This is a genomic window from Actinoplanes sp. NPDC004185, from assembly GCF_053603475.1.
The window spans coordinates 1-17,556 of record NZ_JBSGFR010000026.1; the positions used below are offsets into that span (position 1 = coordinate 1).

At 72.6% G+C, this 17,556-nt stretch carries 19 protein-coding genes and 1 pseudogene; 5 read left to right on the plus strand and 15 right to left on the minus strand.

What is annotated here, in order from left to right; translation table 11 throughout:
- Positions 1-320: pseudogene (locus ACWEOZ_RS25440) on the plus strand (hypothetical protein); the annotation flags it as partial.
- Here the strand turns inward: ACWEOZ_RS25440 and glgA are convergent.
- The 5 genes from glgA to ACWEOZ_RS25465 form a co-directional block, all read right to left on the minus strand.
- Complete coding sequence (glgA, locus tag ACWEOZ_RS25445; protein ID WP_451913170.1) at positions 302-1,525, minus strand: glycogen synthase; 1,224 nt, start codon at positions 1,523-1,525, stop codon at positions 302-304. The pseudogene ACWEOZ_RS25440 and the gene glgA sit on opposite strands and share 19 nt — an antisense overlap.
- A gap of 41 nt (positions 1,526-1,566) precedes the next feature.
- Positions 1,567-2,196: a class F sortase gene (locus ACWEOZ_RS25450; RefSeq protein ID WP_451913171.1), complete on the minus strand. Its 630-nt coding sequence runs from the start codon at positions 2,194-2,196 to the stop codon at positions 1,567-1,569.
- Complete coding sequence (locus ACWEOZ_RS25455; RefSeq protein WP_451913172.1) at positions 2,193-2,849, minus strand: DUF4142 domain-containing protein; 657 nt, start codon at positions 2,847-2,849, stop codon at positions 2,193-2,195. Before ACWEOZ_RS25455 ends, ACWEOZ_RS25450 begins: the two co-directional genes overlap by 4 nt.
- A gap of 91 nt (positions 2,850-2,940) precedes the next feature.
- Positions 2,941-3,927, minus strand: a complete 987-nt coding sequence (locus ACWEOZ_RS25460) for a hypothetical protein (protein ID WP_451913173.1) — start codon at positions 3,925-3,927, stop codon at positions 2,941-2,943.
- Positions 3,927-4,454 (minus strand): SigE family RNA polymerase sigma factor, encoded by a 528-nt coding sequence (locus tag ACWEOZ_RS25465; RefSeq protein ID WP_451913174.1) that lies wholly within the window; start codon positions 4,452-4,454, stop codon positions 3,927-3,929. The genes ACWEOZ_RS25460 and ACWEOZ_RS25465 overlap by 1 nt, the downstream gene beginning before the upstream one ends.
- A 140-nt stretch (positions 4,455-4,594) precedes the next feature.
- On the opposite strand from ACWEOZ_RS25465, the gene glgC reads away from it, so the two are divergent.
- Entirely contained in the window at positions 4,595-5,827 is a 1,233-nt protein-coding gene (gene glgC, locus ACWEOZ_RS25470; RefSeq protein ID WP_451913175.1) for a glucose-1-phosphate adenylyltransferase, read from the plus strand.
- Positions 5,828-5,852: 25 nt separating this feature from the next.
- Here the strand turns inward: glgC and ACWEOZ_RS25475 are convergent, their stop codons facing one another.
- The 5 genes from ACWEOZ_RS25475 to ACWEOZ_RS25495 form a co-directional block, all read right to left on the minus strand.
- The gene (locus ACWEOZ_RS25475; RefSeq protein ID WP_451913176.1) at positions 5,853-6,878 is read right to left on the minus strand and encodes an AraC family transcriptional regulator; all 1,026 of its coding nucleotides are present in this window, start codon (positions 6,876-6,878) and stop codon (positions 5,853-5,855) included.
- 36 nt (positions 6,879-6,914) lie between these two features.
- Complete coding sequence (locus tag ACWEOZ_RS25480) at positions 6,915-7,244, minus strand: phospholipase (RefSeq protein ID WP_360552291.1); 330 nt, start codon at positions 7,242-7,244, stop codon at positions 6,915-6,917.
- A gap of 8 nt (positions 7,245-7,252) precedes the next feature.
- Entirely contained in the window at positions 7,253-8,662 is a 1,410-nt protein-coding gene (locus ACWEOZ_RS25485) for a DUF4331 domain-containing protein (RefSeq protein ID WP_451913177.1), read from the minus strand.
- 47 nt (positions 8,663-8,709) lie between these two features.
- On the minus strand, positions 8,710-8,988 hold the full coding sequence (locus tag ACWEOZ_RS25490) for a hypothetical protein (RefSeq protein WP_212986598.1): 279 nt from the start codon (positions 8,986-8,988) through the stop codon (positions 8,710-8,712).
- A gap of 113 nt (positions 8,989-9,101) precedes the next feature.
- Positions 9,102-9,248, minus strand: a complete 147-nt coding sequence (locus tag ACWEOZ_RS25495) for a hypothetical protein (RefSeq protein WP_451913178.1) — start codon at positions 9,246-9,248, stop codon at positions 9,102-9,104.
- Positions 9,249-9,331: 83 nt separating this feature from the next.
- On the opposite strand from ACWEOZ_RS25495, the gene ACWEOZ_RS25500 reads away from it, so the two are divergent.
- Complete coding sequence (locus tag ACWEOZ_RS25500) at positions 9,332-9,787, plus strand: DUF732 domain-containing protein (RefSeq protein ID WP_451913179.1); 456 nt, start codon at positions 9,332-9,334, stop codon at positions 9,785-9,787.
- Positions 9,788-9,974: 187 nt separating this feature from the next.
- The gene (locus ACWEOZ_RS25505) at positions 9,975-10,265 is read left to right on the plus strand and encodes a peptidoglycan-binding protein (protein ID WP_451913180.1); all 291 of its coding nucleotides are present in this window, start codon (positions 9,975-9,977) and stop codon (positions 10,263-10,265) included.
- A 1-nt stretch (position 10,266) separates the two neighbouring features.
- Here the strand turns inward: ACWEOZ_RS25505 and ACWEOZ_RS25510 are convergent, their stop codons facing one another.
- Together ACWEOZ_RS25510 and ACWEOZ_RS25515 are read right to left on the minus strand one after the other, a co-directional pair.
- A complete protein-coding gene (locus tag ACWEOZ_RS25510; protein WP_451913181.1) occupies positions 10,267-12,120 on the minus strand; it encodes a hypothetical protein in 1,854 nt (617 codons plus the stop codon).
- A complete protein-coding gene (locus ACWEOZ_RS25515; protein WP_451913182.1) occupies positions 12,117-12,722 on the minus strand; it encodes a hypothetical protein in 606 nt (201 codons plus the stop codon). Before ACWEOZ_RS25515 ends, ACWEOZ_RS25510 begins: the two co-directional genes overlap by 4 nt.
- Positions 12,723-12,815: 93 nt before the next feature.
- Between ACWEOZ_RS25515 and ACWEOZ_RS25520 the strand changes: the two genes are divergently transcribed.
- Positions 12,816-15,542 carry an AAA family ATPase gene (locus ACWEOZ_RS25520; RefSeq protein ID WP_451913183.1) on the plus strand — a complete coding sequence of 909 codons (2,727 nt, stop codon included), beginning with the start codon at positions 12,816-12,818 and terminating at the stop codon, positions 15,540-15,542.
- Here ACWEOZ_RS25520 and ACWEOZ_RS25525 read toward each other — a convergent pair.
- From ACWEOZ_RS25525 to ACWEOZ_RS25535, 3 genes are all read right to left on the minus strand, one after another.
- On the minus strand, positions 15,539-16,117 hold the full coding sequence (locus tag ACWEOZ_RS25525; protein ID WP_451913184.1) for an RNA polymerase sigma factor: 579 nt from the start codon (positions 16,115-16,117) through the stop codon (positions 15,539-15,541). The two genes, ACWEOZ_RS25520 and ACWEOZ_RS25525, sit on opposite strands and share 4 nt — an antisense overlap.
- A 175-nt stretch (positions 16,118-16,292) precedes the next feature.
- Complete coding sequence (locus ACWEOZ_RS25530; protein WP_451913185.1) at positions 16,293-16,715, minus strand: nitroreductase/quinone reductase family protein; 423 nt, start codon at positions 16,713-16,715, stop codon at positions 16,293-16,295.
- Between the two features lie 34 nt (positions 16,716-16,749).
- Positions 16,750-17,514: an alpha/beta fold hydrolase gene (locus ACWEOZ_RS25535; protein WP_451913186.1), complete on the minus strand. Its 765-nt coding sequence runs from the start codon at positions 17,512-17,514 to the stop codon at positions 16,750-16,752.
- Between the last annotated feature and the right edge of the window lie 42 nt (positions 17,515-17,556).

A 17,556-nucleotide genomic window follows, 5' to 3' on the forward strand; every position in this document is an offset into this window, starting at 1 on the left:
CCGACCCGGGCGCCGCGGCCGGGGAGCTGGCCGCGGCGGTCAACGACGTGCTGGGCCTGACCGACCAGCCCGAGGTCCACGTGCACCGCTGGACCTACGCCCAGCCTGTACCGCAGGGCATGCCCTCCCGGCCCTCACCGTCACGGCCGTCCGCCGCGCACGGCGAGCGGGGTTCGATGCAGTCGGTCATGCCGTCATTCGCCACGGACGGGCGGGTGTGGCTGGCCGGGGACGCGTTCGGCAAGCCGCGGGTGCAGACCGCGTGGCTCTCCGGACGGGCTGTGGCCCGGGCGATCCTGGCTCAGAGCACCGAGCGGTAGACCTCCAGGGTGTCCACGGCGATCCGGGACCAGCTGAAGTGCTCCACCGCGCGGCGGCGCCCGGCCAGGCCCATCTCGGCCGCCCGGGCCGGGTCCTTGATCAGCTTGGTCATCGCGGCGGCCAGGTCGGCGATGAAGCGCTCCGGGTCGACCGGGGTGCCGGTGCCGTCGGAGACCTGCTCGATCGGCACCAGCAGGCCCGTCTCACCGTCGGCCACGACCTCCGGGATGCCGCCGGTCGCGGTGGCGACCACGGCCGTCTCGCAGGCCATCGCCTCCAGGTTGACGATGCCCATCGGCTCGTAGACCGACGGGCAGACGAAGACCGTCGCGTGCGTGAGCACCTGCACGACCTCGTGCTTGGGCAGCATCTCCTGCACCCAGATCACCCCGGCCGCGTCCCGGGCGTTGCGCAGCTGGATCGCCAGGCCCTCGACCTCGGCGGCGATCTCCGGGGTGTCCGGCGCGCCGGCCAGCAGCACGATCTGGGTCTCCGGCGGCAGGTCGTGGCAGGCCCGCATCAGGTACGGCAGGCCCTTCTGCCGGGTGATCCGGCCGACGAAGACCACGCTCGGGCGGTTCAGGTCGATGCCGAGCCGCTCGACGACGTCGGTGCCGCGGTTCGGGGCGTACTGCTCGGTGTCGATGCCGTTGTAGACCACCCGGACCTTGTCCGGGTCGACGCTCGGGTACGCCGTGAGCACGTCCCGCTTCATGCCCCCGGAGACGGCGATGATCGCGTCGGCGCCCTCGATGGCGGTCCGCTCGCAGAACGAGGAGAGCGCGTAACCGCCGCCGAGCTGCTCGGCCTTCCACGGGCGCAGCGGCTCCAGGCTGTGCGTGGTGACCACGTGCGGGACGCCGTACAGCAGCTTGGCGGTGTGACCGGCGAAGTTCGCGTACCAGGTGTGGCTGTGCACGATGTCGGTGCCGTCGCAGCCCGCGGCCATCCCCAGGTCGACCCCCATGGTGCGCAGCGCGGCGTTGGCCCCGGCCAGCTCGGCGGGCTCGGGGTACGCCGTCACGCCCGGCTCGTCGCGGGTGGCACCGAAGCAGTGCACCCGTACGTCGGTCAGGGGGCGCAGGTCGCGGGCCAGGTATTCCACGTGCACCCCGGCGCCGCCGTACACCTCCGGCGGATACTCCCGGGTGAGCAGGTCGACGCGCAGGTCCCTACCGCTGGAGGTCGAACGTGAGTCGGTCACGTGTCGCAGAATAGTCGCATCCCGGCCGGCCGGCCCGGTTGTCACATCGGGGTGGCGTAGACGACGACATTGTGGTCGTAGGTGCCGTTGCGGAACGCTCCCCCACAGGTGACCAGGGCCAGCTGCGGGCTGGTGTCCCGGCGGAACAGGGCCTCCGGCAGGCGGCTCTTGGCGTAGCTGCGCCGGGCCGTCACCCGGTAGGCGATGCTGCGGTCGCCGGCCCGGACCTCGATCCGGGAACCGACCGCCAGCTTCTCCAGGCGGTAGAGCGCACCCTGGCCGTCCTCGGCCGTGTCGACATGACCGGCGATCAGGACGGTGCCGCGCCGCTCACCGGGCAGCACGGAGCCGATCCACCAGCCGAGCCGGTCCGGGTCGTCCGGCACGTCGAGCGCGCCGTCACGGGTGACCCCGACCGGATCGACCGGGGCCCCCACCTTCAGCCGGTCGATGGTGACGCCGGTCGGCGTCCACAGCGCGGGGGCCGGCGCCCTCGTCCTCGCCGCGGCCGTCGGGGGCGTCGATGCCGACACGACGACCGGCGGGGGCAGCACGCCCGCGTCGGCCGGAGCCGGGGACGGGCGCAGCATCAGGACGAGGCCGACGGCCAGCGCGCCCAGGCCGGCCACCAGGGTGGTCCAGCCCGCGGCGCGCCGGCCGTGGCGGCTCATCGCGTGGCGGCCGGGGAGCGGCGGCGCAGCAGCACCAGGGCCGCCGCGACCAGCAGCAGACCCAGGGCGCCGAAGCCGATCGCCGCCGGGGCGTTCGACGTGGCGGCCTGCCCGCCGGTGCCCGTGCCGATGCTGCTCGGCACGCCGAGGTCGCTCGCGGCGTCCTCCAGCAGGCCGTGGTGCGCGGCGACCACCGGCGCGGAGCTCTGCGCCACCTTCTTGGCCTGCGCGTCACTGCCCTTGGCGACCTCCTGGTCACCGAGGCGCATGGCCTTCATGTGAGCGTCCATCTGCGTGGGGATCCACAGCGCGTCGAAGTCGCTGCCGGACGCCGCCTGGTAGCGCCGGGCCAGCGCCCGCTGCTCCGCGTTGGGGGCGTCCGGCAGGTCGACCCCGAGCGCCTCGGCGGTGTCGGTCAGCGTCGCGTCGAGCTTGGTGTGGTCGGCGACCCAGCGGGCCCCGAGGTCCTTCACCTGCTTGCTGGCCGCCTTCTGCTGGGCCAGCTTGCCGGTGGCGATCTCGGCCAGGTTGGACTGGTGGGCCGCCTTCAGGAACGTGGTGTCCTGGTCGGACGGCGCCGCCGCCGCGGCGGTCGCCGGCAGGAGCAGAAGGGCAGCCACCCCGGCCACCGCCACTGTACGTCGGATGAACATGGTCATCGATCCCTTCGTCTCGTGACGGGGCGACTACCCGGCCACCCGGCCACTATGCGAAGAATCGACGCAGAAATCGACGCAACTTGTCTCACTCCGCCACGATGACCCCTTCCGCGAAGCGAATCAGCTGGTCACGGGTGAGAGGGACGTCCGTCTGCTCGACCGCGATCGACAGCAGACGCTTGCTGTCGAGCCGCACGTTGAGCGTTCCCGGCCCCTGATCCAGGGTCTCGAGAGTGGCCGGCCGGCCATGGATGGTGAGCCGCTCGTCGTCCGGCGACGGCTCGTCCTGCCCGGAGGCAGTGCCCAGGCCCAGGCAGATCCCCCGGCCGCTCTCGCCGTCGGTGAGGGTCTCCGGTGGCGCCAGGCACAGGTAGTCCGTGGTGAGCGTCTGCAGGACCAGCCCGGGCGGTGCCGTGGCGATGCCGAACGGCAGCGGCGTGGGCGGCGTCGCCACCGGTCGCAGCCCGGCGGCGAACCGCAGCACCTCCGCCTCGGTGTTGCGGCTGCCGCTGCTGAGCTGGGCCCAGCGTCCGTCGGCGAGCCGCCAGCGCACGCCCACGTACCGGTCGCCCGGGCGATTGCCCTGGTAGACGCCCGCGTCCAGGGTCCGGATCAGCGCCGGGCGGCCGTTCACGGTGATCGCCCGGTCGTCGCCCTCGACCCACCAGTCCCCCGGCCGCGGCCCCACCGACAGATCCAGGGCCCGATCGGCGGACTCCCCGTAGATGAGCAGGACGTTCGGCCCCACCCGGCCGACCCGGGCGGCGCCCAGGCCGGGGGGCGTCCAGCCGGGCGCCAGCGGAAAGACGGGCAGGTCCAGCCGGGGCCGCTCCCACCCCGCTCCCGGGTCGGCCGGGGCCGGCCCCTGCGGTGGCGGCGCGGGCGAGCGGTCACCGGCAATGGCGACCGGCACGGCGACCATCGCGGCCAGCACCACCGCCGCTCCCAGCACCGCCGTCCGGCGCCGGTCGGAGCGGCGGATGCCACCGCGCACCGCGTCGAGCAGATCCGGCGCCGGCACCGGCTCGTCGGCGCGCTCGCGCAACATCGCGCGCAGGTCGTCCTCGAGCATCATCGCGAACCTCCGGACAGGGTGGTGAACGGGGTCGGGCTGAGGTCGGTGCGCAGCCGCGCGAGCCCCCGGGCGGCGTGCACCCGGACGGTCGAGGCGGCGCAGCGCAGCACCTCGGCGATCTGCCGGTCGTCGAGGTCCTCGTAGTAGCGCAGCACCAGCACGGCACGCTGCGCGCGGGTCAGCCGGTCCAGCCGGGCCCACAGGTCGTCGCGTGAGGCGTGCTGGTCGGCGAAGTCGGGCACCGAGCGGCCCGGCGGCGCGGTGGTCTGCGGGACGCTCTCGCGCCGGCCCGGGCGTTCCCCGCTGGAGCGCCGCCGCAGCCAGGACACGTGCGACCGCACCAGCGCCGTACGCAGGTAGCCGTCCGGGTCGTCCGCCTCGATCCGCGACCACCGCCGGTACGCCTTGATCAGCACCTCCTGCACGAGGTCCTCGCCCAGGTGCCGGTCCCCGCAGAGCAGATGGGCGAACCGGCGTAACGCGTCTCCCCGCGCTCTGACGTACTCCTCGAACCCATGGCGCACTGCCTCGCTCCCCCGCTGCGGTCGTGACTTCTGCCTCCAGGACGCCGTGGCGGCGCGATTCTGCTTACCGGAAACCGTAAAATCCCGGGAATCGCCGCTTCGACTGGCGCTGGGGCACCGGGAAAGTTAGCGTCACGGGCATGGCTGTCAAGGTGCTCGCGATCGTTCTGGCAGGTGGCGAAGGCAAGCGCCTGATGCCCCTCACCGCGGACCGGGCCAAGCCCGGTGTGCCCTTCGGCGGCATATACCGCATGATCGATTTTGTCCTGTCCAACCTCGCCAACGGCGGGTTCCTCAAGATCGTGGTGCTGACCCAGTACAAGTCGCACTCGCTCGACCGGCACATCACCAAGACCTGGCGGATGTCGACGCTGCTGGGCAACTACGTGACCCCGGTGCCGGCGCAGCAGCGGCTGGGCCCGCGCTGGTTCGCCGGCTCGGCGGACGCGATCTACCAGAGCCTCAACCTGATCAACGACGAGAATCCCGACTACGTCATCGTCTTCGGCGCGGACCACATCTACCGCATGGACCCCAAGCAGATGGTCGACGACCACATCGCCTCGGGCGCGGCCGTGACCGTCGCCGGGATCCGCCAGCCCAAGTCGATGTCCGACCAGTTCGGCGTCATCGACGTGGGCGAGGACGGCAAGAAGATCCGCGCTTTCCGGGAGAAGCCGGTCGATGTCGAGGGCCTGCCGGACGCCCCGGACGAGATCTACGCGTCGATGGGCAACTACGTCTTCACCACCCGGGCGCTGTGCGAGGCGGTCACCGCCGACGCCCAGGACCCGGACAGCAAGCACGACATGGGCGGCAACATCATCCCCATGCTGGTGGAGCGGGGCGAGGCCAACGTCTACGACTTCCGCGACAACGACGTGCCGGGCAGCACCGAACGCGACCGTGGCTACTGGCGCGACGTGGGCACGCTCGATTCCTTCTACGACGCGCACATGGATCTGATCGCGACATTGCCGGTCTTCAACCTCTACAACATGGACTGGCCGATCTTCACCAACTACGGCTCCTGGCCGCCGGCGAAGTTCGTGCACGGCTACGACGACCGGCAGGGCCGCGCGGTCGACTCGATGATCTCGCCCGGGGTGGTCGTCTCCGGCTCCCTGGTCGAGCGCTCGGTGGTCTCCCCCAACGTCCGGGTGAACTCCTGGGCCCACGTGGAGGGCTCGGTCCTGATGGAGGGCGTGCAGGTGGGCCGGCGGGCCGTGGTCCGCAACGCGATCATCGACAAGAACGTGCTGATCCCGGAGGACGCCCAGATCGGCGTCGACCTGGAGCGTGACCGCAAGCGCTACACGGTCTCCGACAGCGGCATCGTCGTCATCGGCAAGGGTCAGCGCATCGAGCCGTAGCAGTCGCCCCCGCGACCGCCTCCGGTCAGAGGCGGTCGCGCAGCGTCTGGCTCGGTGAGACGCCGTAGCGTTCCCGGTAGGCGCCCGCGAAGCGCCCCAGGTGGGTGAAGCCCCACCGGGTCGCCACCTCGCTCACGCTGACCTGGCCCGGACCGGCCCGGGTCAGCTCCGCGTGCACGCCCTCGAGCCGCAGCCGGCGCAGATAGGTCAGCGGGGGCACACCGACGTGCTGACGGAAGGACTCCTGCAGCACCCGGATGCCGACCCCCGCGATGCCGGCCAGCTCGGCCGCCGTGAAGGAGCGGCCCGGCTCGGCGTGCATCGCGTCCAGGGTCCGTTTCACCGTCCGGGGCCGCCGGGCGGTCGGCTGTCCCGCCAGGCCCTCGGAGAACGGGTGCTCGACCGCCTGGGCCAGCCCGCTGATCGCCAGCTCACGCCAGCGGCGCAGCAGCGGCGGCAGCAGGTTCAGGCCGTCCGGCTGGCGGGTCTCGGCCAGCAGCAGCCGGACCAGGGCCAGCCAGCTGCGGCCCGGACCGCCGGCGAGCCCGAAGGTCGCCCCCAGCGGCAGCGGTGAGCCGACCTTGCGGTCCAGGGTCGCGTCGAGCTCGCGTTCCAGGGCGAGCCGGTCCACCTTGAAGCTGATCAGCCGGCAGTCGGCCGACCAGCGCAGCGAGATGTCACCGACCGGGCGGAACACGGCGGCCTGGCTCGGGTCGGCCGTGGTGGCCGCCCCGCGGTGCAGCACCTGCACCGCACCGGTCAGCGGGGCCAGCACGTGGTACGCCGTCTCCAGGTTGCCGGACTCCAGGCACATCTCGACGCCGTAGCTGATCTCGCCGATGGTGATCGGCCCGATCTGCGCCACCTCGCCGGAGAACGTCACCTCGTCCGCGCCGCCGGCGGGTTTGATCTCCAGCGGACCGTAGTACATCCGCCGGCAGAACGAGCTCGCCTGTTCCACATCGGCCGTCCGGAGGCTGACGGAAACCGCCACGTCCCCGTCCGGAGCTCCCGTACCGGGCTCCGGACCGGCCGCCCCTGCCGTGTCCATCCGCTCACCCTAGACCGACAGAGGCGTCACCGCGCGTCACACTTTGGCGGGTACCGGCCACTCGTACTCGGTGACCGAGCCACTGCGCACGTCGACCTCGGCCAATGGGGTGACCGCGTCGCGCCAGACGACGTAGCGGCCCTCGGCCAGGTTGTCGATGACGACGCTGAACAGCACGCCGTCGCGCACGTACCGGGCGCGGACCGCGGCGTGGGTCCGCGTCGCCGCGTCCCCCACCGGGCTCACCTCGATCTCGTGGCCGTGCAGGCTGCCCGGGGTGTGGATCACCAGCGCACCGATGCCCGCCCCGATGTTGAGGACCACGGTGCCCTGCCCGGACGGGTCGAGGGTGTGGTGATGGTGCACGCCCGCGCTCACTTGTCCGCCGGCTCGGGGTTGTTGAAGCCGTCGAACGGCACCCCGAGGTACGGGAACTTCTTGAGCAGCTTGGAGCTGGCGTCCTTGGCCGACAGTCCCTGCTCGACCAGCGCGGCCGCGGCGTCCGGCTTGAACTTCTCGTCGACCAGCGGCACGGTCACGCCGGCGATGGCCCGCAGCGAGATCGACACGACGTCGTCGGCGACGCGGCGCCCGTTCGGGAAGCCGGCCAGGTCTCCGCCGAGGATGCCGAACGCGTTCGGGTCCTCCTTGGTCGGCGGGATGGCCGTGTTCAGCCGCAGCATGTCGGCCTGCACGTCGCCGGTGTTGTTCTGGAAGTCGTCGATCAGCCCGTCCGGGATGCCGGTGAGCAGGATCGCCACCAGGTCGGCGCGGGCGGTCTTGGCCTTGTTGAGCTCGGCCAGGTTGTCGAACAGGCCCGGGTAGAGCACCGGCAGCAGGGCACCGAGCTCGGGCTGCTCGACGAACTCGGCGAAGCGCTTGTCCTCGCTCGGCGGCAGGCTGTTCCACAGGTCCTTCTGCGCCATCGGCACGATGACCTCGTTGAACAGCGGATTGCCGAGCCGCGACACCTGGACCTGCGGGCCCACGTACACGTCGTCGTTGTCCTTCTTGCCGTGCCGGACCTGCACCTGGCGGCGGCTCGCCGAGGTCCAGACGCCGATGACGGCGCCCGGGTCGCGGCCGCGGACCTTCTTCTTGCCGTCCTTGCGCACGTAGTGCAGCGGCAGCTGGATGGCGATGCTGTGCACGTTCATCTTGTCGGTGGCGTTGACCGCCTTGCCGGCGTAGTTGAACAGCTTCTGCCCGACCAGGTGCTTGTCCTGGAACGGCCGCAGCGTGCCGAGGTCGAAGATCGCGCCCAGGTCGACGAAGAACGGGTCGGCGCGCTGGCCGGCGAAGACCTTCTCACCGGTCTTCAGCTTGTGCACCGCGTCCTCGGCGAGCTTGTCGTAGTCCGGGATGGACAGCGGGCCGACGTTGCACGGCGGGCAGGGCAGCTTCTCGGCCAGCACCGTGTGCTTGCCGTGCGCGTCCACCTTGGTGACCGAGTAGAACTGACGGCGGTTCCAGTTCTCGCTGTCGAGCGACTCGATCGGCCCGGTGTTGTACAGGAACGTCCGGTCGTTGCGCAGTTCGGTGCGGAACCGGAACTGGTACGTCAGATCCGGGCGGCCGTCACCGTTGGAGTCGACGTGGATCTCGTAGAGCACGTCGTCGCCGAACTCGAAGAAGTTCGGGCCACTGGCCGGCAGCTGCAACGGCACGTAGTTGGCGATCAGCGTGACGGTGTCCGGGTGGTCCGGGCTCACGAACGCGTACAGGTCGGCGCTGTCGGCGACCGGGTCCTTGCTGATTTCCGGCGCTTCGCGGTGCGATGACATGGAGGACTTCCTTACTCAGGAATCGGGGGGCTGGGTGAGGAAGCGATTCAGGCGCGCTTGACGGCCTTGAGGAGCTTCTCGGCGAGGTCGGGATCGGTCAGCGTCACCTTGGACCCGCCGGAGAACACGTCGAACGTGCCCTTCTTCGCGTCGCGCAGGGAAATCACCAGCGGCTCGCTGTCGCTCGAACCGGCCTTCTCACCGGCGAGGCTCAGCCCGGCCACGCTGGCGCCGGCGGCGCCGACTCCGACCGTGGCGGCGATGGCAAGAACCCGACGGCGCGACAGGCGGTTAACCGCCCGCGTGCCGTAGTGGACACGACTCATGCTCGGCCTTTCGTCAAACGCTGCGGCGGTCTCCCGCCGTCGCGCGAATCGGGGTTATTGCCCGGGACTTACGTCGTCGACGTCCATCAGTACGAAGCCACCACCGCAGTGGTTCAAAGCAATTTCCCAGCAAAGGTTTCCTTCAGGTTGGCCTTGCCGCCGAACCGATGAATGCGCAGCTCAACCGGGGAAAGGGCGATTACCGGGAGCGTTTCCGGTGCGATCCGAATCGGCCACGCACCGTTTCTCGGCGACTGCATGGGGTGATCTTGGGACGGTGACCCGTGAGGATCCCGGTCGTTGAAGGTGTGGCCGGCACGAACACGGACGAGCGGGGTGGATGATGGCGGGACGATGGCTGGTCGCGGCGGTGCTGCTGGTCACGCTGGGCGGGTGCGGTGACGGACCGGAGGCCGAGCCGGCGACCGTACCCGTGCCGGTGACCACCAGTGCGGCACCCGTACCGGCGTCGCCGAGCGTGCTCGCCGGCCGGGCCTCCCCGGCCCGGACGGCGCCCCGGACGACGCCGAAGGCCGTCGGACGGGACCGGGCCGACCCGGCGGAGTTCGTCGCGGCGGTGCAGCGCACGATGCCCGGCCTGACCCTGGACCGCCGTGACGAGGAGATCGCCGCGCTCGCCCAGCAGGCGTGCGCGGCGCTGGCCGCCGGCCGGTCCGCCGCCGCCGTGGTGACCGAGGTCCGGGCCTTCGGCACCGACCGGGCCGGCGCCCGGCAGCTGATCAAGCTGGCAGTCGGCACGGTGTGCCCCGGGCAGGTCCGCCGGGCCGGCGAGTTCTGACCGGCGGGCCACCTGGTGTCTTTGTCCGCGGTGCACATCTCTGCACCATTCCTGCCATAACGACGGCCTGGCGCGGGTCGGCCGAAAGTCGCAGCCGACGCACAGCAGGTCGCTCCCCTGGTCCGATGCCCCGCACAGGTTGACTGCGGATGCTGGGAAGTGCCCGTCACCCACCCAGGAGGTCATCATGTCGGCACGCGGAATGCTCGGGCTGGTCGGCACCGCCGTCGGTGGCCTGATCGGCTGGGGCGACCCGGTCCCGGCCGCGGACCCGGCGGCCCTGCGGGGTCTGTTCGCCGACCTCGGCCTGACCGTCGGGCGCACCGAGGAGGACCTGGCCACCGCCGTCCGCGGCTTCCAGGCCCGCGTGGGCCTGGAAGCGGACGGCGTCGCCGGTCCCCGCACGGTGCACCTGCTGGCCCGCTACGCCAAGGAGGCCCGGGAGCTGCACCGCTTCGAACGCGCCGCAGCGGCCTGACTCACTCCGGCTTTCCCAGGGCCCGCAACGCGTCCAGTCCGGGCAGCAGGAAGTACTCCCCGCCCCGGCACGTCACGAGCGGCCGCGGCACCTCGACGTACGCCGGCGGCGAGCCCTGCAGCAGGATCCGGGCGCCCGGCCCGCCGGCCGTGGTGAAGATGTCCTGCTCGTGGCCGCGGCCGAAGGCGTTGCCGTCGGCCATCCACTCGGTCTGCACGAACTCGAACTGCCGGCCCGGATCGGCGACCACGGCCAGGAAGAGCAGCCCGCGTTCGGCGCCGTCGTCCTCCGCGCCGGGCGGCAGGTACGGGCCGTACGGGATGCCCCGGCGCAGCATCAGGTGCCGGCGGGTGAGCTTGCTGCCGCCGGGCAGCGCCCCGCGCGGGTTGGCCCGCCGGACGTGGGCCGCGGCCGGGCACGGCGCCAGCAGCTCACCGTCGCGGCGGCGCCCGACGAGCCCGGCGGCGACGTCGTCGGCTCCCCCTTCGAAGCCCGCGGCGGCGGCCCCGGTCATCTCCCGGAACCCCGGCACGTCCTGCTCCAGTTTGCGGTAGACCAGATAGCTGCCGTTGCGGCTCAGGCCCGGCGGCAGGAACCGCCCGGCCACGTCACCGTCCACATCGGGCAGGCCCAGCACGAACTCGCCGGGCGGCAGCACCTCACCGGGGGCGTCGCGGCGGCCGTAGCCGGCCACCCGGGGCTGGGAGATGCCGTCGGCGAAGCCGAAGTGCTCGACGAACGTCCGGCTGTCGCCCTCGGCCGCAGGCAGGCGCCCGCCGCGCTGCTCACCGACCACCCGCAGCCCTTCGCTGTCGGCGATGCCGGCCCGCAGCCGGTCGAGCCACGGATCGAGCTCGGCCGGGCCGCTCGCGGTCAGCAGCAGCACGACGTCGACCGCGCCCGGCCCGGTGAACGGCTCCTGCCAGGGCCCGGTGCCCCGGCCGGGCGACAGCACGTCCTCGCGGGCGTGCATGCCTTCGCGGAACTCCTCGGGGAACTCCTTCAGCTCGGCCGCGGGCACCCCGAGGCGGGTCAGTCCGGTGTGGCTGATACCCAGGTGCAGGGCCCGGGCGGGCCGGTCACCCACCTCGGCGGCCGAGGTGACCTCCGGTGCGACGGTACGCAGCCAGCGCCGGGCCTGCGGCCCGGAGGTGATCCGGAGGAACAGGTGCGCGGCCACACTGTGGTCGGCGAAGCCGCGCAGCACGATGCCCTGGATGTCGGGCAGCTCCAGCTCCGCCACCGGGCCCGGCTCCGGGACCCGGTCCTCCTCCAGGTCGACGGCGAGCCGGAAGCGGCTGCGCAGCATGCCGTCGGCGTTGCCCGGCGCGGTCGCGGCGAACGCGGCCACCTTGCGGCGCAGGCGCAGCGCGTCGGTGAGCTGCGCGACCGATCCCTCCGGGCTGCCGGAGAACGTGTAGTCGGCCCGCACGCTGCGCTCGGTGAAGAACGCGACGAAGGGCGCCTCCCGATCGTGGCCCGGATAGCCGGTGCAGTCGCCCCAGACAGCGTCAGCGTCCGGGCCGAGCAGCCGCAGCCGCCGGAAGAAGTCGGCCGGGTCGCCGTCGACGGTCGCGGTCATCAGCAGGTACGGGTGAGGCAGGTCGTCCGGGCGCGGCGGGCGGCCGCCGTGCGCGAGCAGATCGAGCAGCCGCGCTTTGCGGCTCATCCCTTCCGGCCGCCGCTGGCGCACCGCGTGCTCCAGCACGACGAGGCGGGCGAAGTGGACGCCGGCCACCGTGGCGAACGGGCTGCGCTCGAAGGACCGGATCCGCTCCCGCAGCCCGGCGGCGCGACCGTCGGCGATGCGGGCGAACACGGTCACCGACCGGGTGCCGGTCCTGGTGCGGCTCATGGCTGCGCCTCCCAGCTGTAGAGGTCACTCTGGACCTCATCGACGAACCGCTGCCACGCGTCACCGAACTCGGCCGGGTCGGCGGTGCCGAGATGCCGGTCGTAGGCCTGCTTGACGCGCAGCGCGGATGCGATCTCGGTCACTCCGGCGTCCGGGTAGGCGGCGTAGTAGTGGTCGACGTCGAGGTCGTTCGCCCGGATGTAACGCCGGAACGGCTCGGGCGGCAGCGCTCCGGGGAAGCCGAAGGACCAGCCCCAGATGAGCGCCATCCGGGCCGGGATCTCCAGCGAGAACGCGTCGATGTACTTGCCCCAGGCGCCGTTGAAGTCGCTGCGGAACAGCAGGTACGCGTACCGGGAGCGGCGGCTCTGGCCGGGGAAGCGGGGCAGCACCGACCAGTGCGCGAAGTGGATGAACGACATCCGTTTGAGGTCCTCGGGCGCGCCGAGCAGGTGCCGCAGGAACAGGAAGCCCCGCAGCAGCGGCACCCAGCGCCGGGGCATCGGGGTGAGCACGGTCAGCGGGGTGCCGCGACCGGCCAACGAGGACAGATAGGAGCCGTCCCGCGACTCCTCGCCCGGTGGGTTCGTTGTCTCGATCATGGTGATGATCCTTCACGAAAGATCAACCGCGTCGGCTCCCGCTGACACGGTACGGGTACCCTCGCCCGGTTGCGACGGGAATACACTCGGCCGATGATGCTCGGACGGACCGCCGAACGTGCATTGATCGACGGTCTTCTGACAGGCGCGCGGGCGGGCCGCAGTGACGCCCTGGTGCTCACCGGCGAGCCCGGCATCGGCAAGACGACCCTGATCCAGTACGCCGTCGGGCAGGCCGAGGGCATGCAGGTGCTGTCCGCGCGCGGCTACGAGGACGAGTCGGAGATACCGTTCGCCGGCCTGGCCGACCTGCTGCGCCCCGTGCTCGGGGTGCTCGACGAGCTGCCCGCCCCGCAGGCCGCCGCCCTGCGCAGCGCCCTGGCCCTGGGCCCGCCGGTGGCCGGGGACCGCTTCACCGTGTGCGCCGCCACCGTCGGCATCCTGGCCGCGGCGGCCGAGAGCTCGCCCCTGCTGATCGTGGTGGACGACCTGCAGTGGCTGGACGCGTCCTCGCGCGAGGCGGTGCTGTTCGCCGGCCGCCGGCTGCACGCCGACGGCATCGCGCTGCTGCTCGCGACCCGGGATCCGGCCGACGCCGCCGGGCTGCGCTACCCGCAGGTGGCGCTGTCCGGACTGTCGGTCGAGGACGTCGACGAGCTGTGCCGGGCGACGCTGTCGGTGGCGCCGGAGGGCACCGGGGAGCGGTTGCACGCCGCGACGGCCGGCAACCCGCTCGGTGTCATCGAGCTGTGCCGGGAACGGCCGGAGATCGTCGAGGACGGGGTCACCGCTCCGTTCGTGGCGCCGGGCTCGCGCATCGAGCGCGCGCTGCGCGGCCGGCTGGAAGAGCTCGACGACGACACCCGCCGGGCCCTGGTGCTGGCCGCGGCGGCCGTCGGCGGCGACATCGCCACGCTGCTGGCCGCCGCCCGGGCCAGCGGGCTGCACCTGCGGCACTTCGCGCCGGCCGAGAAGCACGACCTGATCACCGTCGACGAGCAGCGCATCGAGTTCCGGCATCCGCTGCTGCGCTCGGTGGTCTACCACGGCGCCTCCACCGACGACCGCGTCGCCGCGCACACCGCACTGGCCACCGCTCTGGCCGGAGCCCCCGGTGACGCCGCGGCCGACGCCCGGGCCTGGCACCTGGCCGCGGCCACCCTGGCCCCGGACGAGCAGATCGCCGCGGAGCTGGAGCAGGCCGCGCTGCGGGCCAGCCGGCGCGCCGGCTACGTGGCCGCGGCGCGGGCGTTCGGGCAGGCCGCCCGGCTCAGCCGCGGTCCGGACCGGGCCCGGCGGCTGCTGCGGGCGGCGCGCTGCTGGCAGCTGGCCGGGCGCAACGACCAGGTGCTGACGCTGCTCGACGACGCGCTGCCGCTGACCGCCGACCCCAGCCGGCGCGCCCTGATCCAGCACATGGACGCGTACGTGCGGATGTGGCGCGAGCGTCCCGACGGCGTGCTGCCGTTCCTGGTCCGCAGCGCCGAAGCCGTGCAGGAGATCGATCCGGCCCGGGCCGCGCTGATGTACTCCGACGCCTGCATCCCGTACTTCATGGTCGGTGACATCGAGCAGTTGCAGGCCGCGGTCCGCCGCGGCTACCAGCTGGCCGAACGGGTCGGCGGGGTGGCCCAGCTGGTCGCCGCGGTGGCGCTGGCCGGCGGGCTGACCCTGGCCGGGGACCGCGAGCAGGCGAGCGCGCTGCTGCGCGACTGCCACGCCGAGCTGCTGGCGGCCGATCCCCTGGTCCGCGCCCAGGACCTGTGCCACGCCTCGCTGACCTGGATCTGGCTGGAGGGCTACGAGCAGGCCGGCGAGCTGCTCGGCCGGGTGGTCGCCGCGGCCCGGTCGGCCGGTGCCCTGGGCGTGCTGCCGCAGGCGCTGGGCATCGAGTCGGAGCTGCACTTCCGGGTCGGGCGCTGGCACGACGCGCGGGTCAGCGCGGCGGAGAGCCTGCGCCTGGCCAGCGAGACCCGCCAGGCCAACCTGTACGGGCTGTTCTTCGCCGGCCGCCTCGACGCGGTCCAGGGCCGCGACGACGAGTGCCGCCGCCAGGTCAGCCGCACGATGGAGGTGGCCGAGCGGCTCGGCGTCGGCTGCATGGCCCTCTACACCGGTCACGAGCTGGGTCTGCTGGCGCTCAGCCAGGGCGACGCGGGCGAGGCGATCACCCGGCTCGAGGCCGTCCGGGAGCTGCCCGTGGTGGCGCACATCCACGAGCCGGCCGTGGTGCCGTGGGTGTTCGACCTCGTGGAGGCGTACATCCGGGACGGCCGGGCGGACGCCGCGGGTGAGCTGCTCGCCGAGCAGGAGTCGCATCCGGGCGGGCAGTGGGCGCAGGCCGCCGCGGCCCGGTGCCGGGCGCTGCTGGCCGCCCCGGAGGAGATGGACGAGGCGTTCCGGGTCGCGTTGCAGGCCCCGGGGTGCGCGGTCATGCCGTTCGAGCGGGCCCGCACCCAGCTCTGCTACGGCGAGCGGCTGCGCCGGGTCCGCCGCCGGGCCGACGCGCGCCGGCACCTGCACGACGCGCTGGAGACGTTCACCCGGCTGGGCGCGCAGCCCTGGGCGGAACGGGTCCGCACCGAGCTGCGCGCCACCGGCTCCACGGTCGGCCGGTCCCCCGATGCGCTGCCCCGGCTCACCCCGCAGGAGCTGCAGGTGGCACTCGTGGTGGCCCGGGGGGCCACCAACCACGAGGCGGCGGCCACCCTGTTCCTGTCGCAGAAGACGATCGAGTACCACCTGAGCAACATCTACCGCAAGACCCACATCCGCTCCCGGGCCGACCTGGCCGGCATTGCGAGTGCCGCCCAGGGCTAGTGCCATGCGTGCGCCCCGAGCCCGGCCCGCTCCAGCGAGGTGCGCAGCTTGCGCAGCGAGCGCATCCGGGTCGGCCCGATGCTGCCGATCGGGATGCCCTGGCACCGGGCGAGATCGGCGTACGCCGGGGCGTCGTTGCTGCTGAGCGCCACCACCAGAGCGCGCGAGGAGTCCGGCAGCGAGTTGACGTGCTGCCACAGCAGGTCGTTCATCCGGGCGTCGACGGCGGCCTTCTCCGGGTGCGGCGACCGTTCGTCGCGCTGCTCGGCCTGCTGCTCCAGGCCCGGGACCTCCCGCTTGCCGCTGCGCATGAGCTTGAGGCACTCCCGGCGGGCGATGGTCACCAGCCAGGAGCTGACCCGCTCCGGATCACGGACCTCGCCGAGATGCTCGAACGCGCGCAGCCAGGTGTTCTGCACGACGTCCTCGGCATCGGACTCCGGTAGCCGGAACGAACGCACGGTCCACCAGACCAGGCGCTCGAACTCGTGCACGAATCTGTCGGCGGCGCCGGTCGCGCCGGACTGCGCCGCGTCGATGATCTCCCGGGTGCCGTCGTACTGCTGGATCGTCATGACCGCGCCTCTCCTGGTCCGAACGGAACCTGGATGACGCTAGGGAGCGGCGGGCCGGTTGAGATCCGGGCGCCACCCTGGGGTTGGCCGGCACCCACCCTGGGGTTGATACCGGCCGGCCAGTCGGAGATCCGACTGCATCAGGGACCGTGGCGGCGCGCACGGCGGCGGAACGTCAGGCGGAGGGCGGGACCAGCAGGCGGACGACCGGGAACTTGCGGTCGGTCTTCTTCTCGTACTCGCGGGCGTCGGGCCAGTAGTCGCGCCAGACCCCGTACACGCTCTCCCAGCGCGGGTCGCCCGGCCGGATGACCTCGTAGTCGACGCTGATGGTGGCCGCGCCGAGCTCGATCGTGGCCGGGCCGGTGGCGGCCTCGAGGTTGGCGACCCACTGCGGGTCCTCCGGGGCGCCGCCGAGACTGGCGCAGATCACGTACGCGTCGGCGTCGGGCGCCGCGACCAGCGGGGTGACGTACTCCTGGCCGGACCGCCGGCCGACGTGGTGCAGCAGCACCAGGGTCTTGCCCTCCCAGTGCATGCCGACCACACCGTCGTTGGCCCGGAACCGGTCGATGATGGTGTCGTTGAACGAAGCCATGAGCAGAGGCTAGCGGCCGGAGGACGGTCCCGCCTCACACCGCGAAGTCCCAGATCGCCTCGAGGGTCTGCTGCGGGGTCTCCAGCTGCGGCAGGTGACCGGCGCCGGGCAGCGGAATGTGGACGGCGCCCGGAATGGCCGCGGCGTAGGCCTTGCCGTACTCGGCGTCGACGATCCCGTCGCTCTCGCCCCACAGCACGCCGGTGGGCACGGTGACCGCGGCCAGCCGGGCCGCCAGGGTCGGGTCGGCCATGGTGGTGCCGGCGAAGAGGGCGATGGCCTGCCGGTTGGCTGCCAGCACGGCCTTCTGTGCGTCCGGCAGGGACTCCGGGTCGAAGCGGAACCGGTCCGGGTCGGCGTAGGACAGCTCGGTCAGCTCGGCCGGGGTCAGCGAGAAGAAGTCCGCGACGGGATGGCCGGGCACGGTGATGCCGACGCCGTTGAGGATCACGACACGGCTCACCCGGGGGTTGCCCAGCAGCGCGAGCTCGGCGGCGATCCAGCCGCCGATGGAGTTGCCGACGACGGTGACACCGGTGAGGCCGAGCTCGTCGAGGAGAGCGGCGTAGAGCTCGGCCAGCCCCCGGACGGTGGTGAGGTCGTCGGGGCGCGGCGTGCCGTTCCAGCCCGGGTGCGTCGGCGTGAGGACCCGGGCCGGCCGCTCACGGGCCAGCAGCTCGCCGAACGACAGGAACGAGAACGGCCCGGCCCCGCCGTGCAGCAGCAGGAACGGGCGCCCGGAACCGGCCTCGGCGACGGTCACGGCGGCCGACGCCACCGCGTAAGTGTTGATCGTCATGGTGGGAACGCTAAGTCAGCATCCTTATATAAGCAACCTTAG

Coding starts and splice junctions, on each gene's coding strand:
- ACWEOZ_RS25450 (WP_451913171.1), bottom strand. CDS start 2,196: ATGAGCCGCCACGGCCGGCGCGCCGCGGGCTGGACCACCCTGGTGGCC.
- ACWEOZ_RS25455 (WP_451913172.1), bottom strand. CDS start 2,849: ATGTTCATCCGACGTACAGTGGCGGTGGCCGGGGTGGCTGCCCTTCTG.
- ACWEOZ_RS25460 (WP_451913173.1), bottom strand. CDS start 3,927: ATGCTCGAGGACGACCTGCGCGCGATGTTGCGCGAGCGCGCCGACGAG.
- glgC (WP_451913175.1), top strand. CDS start 4,595: ATGGCTGTCAAGGTGCTCGCGATCGTTCTGGCAGGTGGCGAAGGCAAG.
- ACWEOZ_RS25475 (WP_451913176.1), bottom strand. CDS start 6,878: ATGGACACGGCAGGGGCGGCCGGTCCGGAGCCCGGTACGGGAGCTCCG.
- ACWEOZ_RS25485 (WP_451913177.1), bottom strand. CDS start 8,662: ATGTCATCGCACCGCGAAGCGCCGGAAATCAGCAAGGACCCGGTCGCC.
- ACWEOZ_RS25490 (WP_212986598.1), bottom strand. CDS start 8,988: ATGAGTCGTGTCCACTACGGCACGCGGGCGGTTAACCGCCTGTCGCGC.
- ACWEOZ_RS25495 (WP_451913178.1), bottom strand. CDS start 9,248: ATGCAGTCGCCGAGAAACGGTGCGTGGCCGATTCGGATCGCACCGGAA.
- ACWEOZ_RS25500 (WP_451913179.1), top strand. CDS start 9,332: ATGGCGGGACGATGGCTGGTCGCGGCGGTGCTGCTGGTCACGCTGGGC.
- ACWEOZ_RS25505 (WP_451913180.1), top strand. CDS start 9,975: ATGTCGGCACGCGGAATGCTCGGGCTGGTCGGCACCGCCGTCGGTGGC.
- ACWEOZ_RS25510 (WP_451913181.1), bottom strand. CDS start 12,120: ATGAGCCGCACCAGGACCGGCACCCGGTCGGTGACCGTGTTCGCCCGC.
- ACWEOZ_RS25515 (WP_451913182.1), bottom strand. CDS start 12,722: ATGATCGAGACAACGAACCCACCGGGCGAGGAGTCGCGGGACGGCTCC.
- ACWEOZ_RS25520 (WP_451913183.1), top strand. CDS start 12,816: ATGATGCTCGGACGGACCGCCGAACGTGCATTGATCGACGGTCTTCTG.
- ACWEOZ_RS25525 (WP_451913184.1), bottom strand. CDS start 16,117: ATGACGATCCAGCAGTACGACGGCACCCGGGAGATCATCGACGCGGCG.
- ACWEOZ_RS25530 (WP_451913185.1), bottom strand. CDS start 16,715: ATGGCTTCGTTCAACGACACCATCATCGACCGGTTCCGGGCCAACGAC.
- ACWEOZ_RS25535 (WP_451913186.1), bottom strand. CDS start 17,514: ATGACGATCAACACTTACGCGGTGGCGTCGGCCGCCGTGACCGTCGCC.